The 3,796-nt window shown below is 56.3% G+C and carries 2 protein-coding genes; both read right to left on the bottom strand.

The features are described 5' to 3' along the window. Positions 1-2,429, bottom strand: a 2,429-nt coding sequence (locus tag AC1D35_RS35045) for an FG-GAP-like repeat-containing protein (RefSeq protein ID WP_477942508.1), incomplete at its 3' end; no start/stop codon positions are given. 1,118 nt (positions 2,430-3,547) lie between these two features. After that, a partial coding sequence (locus AC1D35_RS35040) for a hypothetical protein (RefSeq protein ID WP_477942506.1) occupies positions 3,548-3,796 on the bottom strand: 249 nt, incomplete at its 5' end.

Genomic DNA, 3,796 nt, shown 5'->3' with positions numbered 1-3,796 from the left:
ACGAAGGGCAGGTAGGCGACGGGGAACCGCGTCGACGGCGTGTAGTCGACCGAAACCGTCCCGCCCGTCTCCAGCGTCGCAGAGCGCAGCAGGTTCGGATTGCCAGTGCCAGTGTTCGAGATGATGGTTGCTGTCGCCGACGCTACGAAGTCCGGCAAACCATCGCCGTTGAAGTCGCCGGATAGGGCGGAACCTCGGAAGGTTGTACCATACGGCTGCACGGACGTGCCGTTGGAATTGGACCAGATCGCGTAGATGCGCATGTCGCGGAAAGGTGTCGTCGTGTTTTTGACGGCAGAGCTGACGATCTCCATCTTTCCGTCATTGTCCATGTCACGCAGCATGGGCGCGCCGGTGATCGGCAGGCCGGATGCGATCTGCACGAAACCGGAGCCGACTGAGATATAGATATCACAGTAGTAGTTTACGCCGCTTGTACTGACTCGAATGTAGTCCGTCGCGCCATCGCCATTAAGGTCGCCGTAGACGTACGGTCCGGTTGCCCCGACGCTCTGGCGGCCGTTGCCCTTGAAATCGGCTGCAAAACCAGTTGTTCCAGCCGCGCCGTCGATCCCGTCCCCTTCGGGATCCAACGCCATGAGGGAGATGCCCTTGTTGTATCCTGTAGGGATCACACCACAAAAGCTCGTATAGCTCGCTGAGCAAGTCGTCTTGGCGATGCCGGCGGCACTGTTGCTAGCGATAACACCAATTTCACGAATTTTGTCGACTTGGTCGCTGCCGTTGTTGCGACTGTGAGTACGTGTGTAGTCGAGGACGTAGGCAGTGTCTTTGCTGACCTTACCTCCGTCGAAGCGACCCGTGAACGAGAGGACTAACGATGGAATCCCATCCGCGGTCGGACCCCATATATTGACACTCGACGTGCCGGATACGGCACCCGTGGACCCAAAGATTGTCGAGTCCCAATAGAGATATGGCTCGTAGGCTCGAATCGCGCTGTTATAGCTTGAGGTCAACCTCAGTCCGAAGATCTCGTCGTAGCCATCGGCATTCAGGTCAACGACCTGCTTACTGTAGAAGTACGAGTCCTGATCGGTGACAGGCCTCGGAAACTGATTTTCGAGCCAGGCATAGCTCAGGTTGAAGTTGTCATAGGCAATCTGCCGGATGGTCTTATGGGTGCCGGCGGTCGGGATACCCGAACCGTCAAGCACGACATCCTTGCCATAGCGCTCGACCTTCGTCAGGCGCGAGGTGTTGGAAAGCTGCGCCTGGTCGTAGTTCATCACATAGGCGGCAACGTTCTGACCTGCGGACTGGACGACCACCGACTTCATGCGGCGTGTGGTGTAGTCCGGAAGATAGGCGTTTCCCTTGATGATGTAGTCGGGGCGGACTTCGTAATTAAAGCTTACAACTGTGCTTCCGTAGGAAATCGTCGCCGCATAGCAAACAGGAAGATTGAAGCAGGTGTAGGTGTAGCTGACCGTGTTGCCGTTGGTGTCCGTGACCGAAGTCAGGTGATACTTGCCTAGCAGTTCGAGATTGCCGTCAACGCTACCCGGAGCGGGATTAACCCCGGCAACGGTTGCCACCGGGCGGAAGGTCGAGACCGTGCCGTCGCGATCGGTGATCGTCCAGATATTGGCGGCCGAGTCATACTTGATGCGCCTGTAGCTCTCGACCTCGGTAACRTGYGTKCCACCGGTYGCACAYGAGACCGAGKTGSTYGGCGAGCAGKGGATCAGMGATTCGCCGTTCAGCAGATAAAAATCACTGCCGTCGAAGGCCGGAATGCCGCGGCCGATGCTGCCGCGCTCGATGACCTCGAGACCGTCGAGCGCCCAGCCATAACCGAGCCAGCCYTGGTAGCTGCCSCCGATRCGGCTCTTGCGGGCGGAATCGTAACCGAGCGCMAGCTTSGGTTCGATGCCGTGGAAGTCGGGRAGMTCGATYGCGATCGACTGCGTGAACGAWCCRGATCCACCGATCRTCGGGACCGACGCCTTCTCCGGCGCACTGACGGCCGCCTCGGCGGGGATAGAGGCTACCGCTGCGACGGCTGCCGCACYCAGGCTCTTGGCCTTGACCTTGCTGCCCGTCTTGTCGTCGGCGTTGATCGTCTCGTCTGTCGGCTCGGTCCCGACCTTGTCTGCCGTCGGATCGGTTRSCGTCGCATCGCCATCCTTGCCAGCTGATGCTCCAGACTTCGGCTCCGCGCCATTACCAAGGCCAGCGGTACGGTCGACCGCCATGTCGAGCGTGGTGGCGGCAGTGCCTTCGCCAGTGGGCTGCGTCTGGCTCGCGCCCTTCGACTGACCACCAGTCGCCATCGTTCCGGTCGTCGAGCCGTTGCCGAGGCCCGAACCAGACCTGGCCGGCTCCTGCGCATTCAACGTACCTGTCAGAAGGCAAAAACCAAGTGTGGCGGCAAAAGCCGCAGAACCAAACCGAAAAAGAAACATGAAGTTCCCACAACCCCGAATCGAAATATGTTTTCAGGTTAAGCGGGTAATTTCGTCATATGCAATCCCTCAATCGACACCACGCGAGGACTTTTCTGGGCTGATGAACGTTGCAGCTGATTTATGCCCAAGCTTCAGTTTTGAGCCTACTACGATCCCTAAACTAGGGATTACGTCTGAGCTTGAGAGGGCATCAAAATGCAATAATTTCTTTTGTTTTTATTCGACAACCGGTTTTGCGAATGCAGCGTGACCGGCACCTTTGATCCCGACGAACGAACGCAYGCCGATCGCATCGCACGGCTGATCAACTCGAGGATGCCCTAAGGCGCCTCAATATCGTCCTACGGCAGGCCCTTCTCCCCGCAGAGACGAGCGAAGTTGCGACCGATGAGCTCGCGCATATCCATAAGTTCGGTTCGGAAGCGCAGACGTCGCAAGTTATCTTCTCTGCCATCTGGCGAGGCGATCTTGGTGAGTCTGCGAAAATTCGACACTATCGAATATAAAGCTGTCCTCTCCCGGAAACTCTACCCTAATCTGTTGGATCTCCTTGCCTTCGCGGAGACGTCGAATAATATCGAGCCCTCGAACGGCACGTCTCAGGCTAGATTCGTTCCAAAAATCGTTACTAAGAGGATTGGCGAACCGAGGCTCTCGGCGACCGGCTCCAGTCTCAACCATTCGGGAAAAGTCTTCAAACCTCTCATCGGATGTATGGGCGGCCCATGTAATAACAGCCGACCTGACATAGAGGTCTGTGTCTGACAGGCATTTAGCTAGGGCTTTCGCGATCGCTTGTTCATAGTATGCAGAATTCTCTACGTATTCGACGAACGCCTTGCGACAGGCTGACAAGGGGTCATCAGCGAGCCTTGTCGCGGCCATATTCAATCCCTCAACCCCTCGCCCCAACTCGCTGAGATAGTTTGCACCACGAAGACGCTCACGCGAATTCTCTGAAAGAAGGAGGTTGACCAGAGGCCCTAAGTCAATCCCCTGCCGCCACCTTTTGAGCAGAGATTGTGTGGCCTGATACTTATTTTCGTGCCCGGAATCCTTATCCTGGATGACGCTCATAAGTTCGGGAGTTGATCGTTGCGAAAAATCATCGCTGTTCATCTTTGGCCCCAATCGTTACCATCGTTTCCTGAATTTCGATCGCGTTTATCATTTCTCGAGTTTGAACCATCGCCAGAGCTCTTCTGAGATTTTTCGCTCTCAACCTGGCGCCTCTCCCGTTCCCCTTCCAACCTATCATAATAGGCCAGTTCCCGATCCAGTCGTTCTTCATGGCCGTCCCAGAGATCAGGATCTTTACTACCAAACATCTGCTCCAATCCCCGTTGCTCGATGCTTCCATTGAC

The organism is Rhizobium sp. P1_E6, assembly GCF_056405875.1.
The sequence above is the reverse complement of the archived record's forward strand: the minus strand, read 5'-3'. Positions and strand labels throughout refer to the sequence as shown.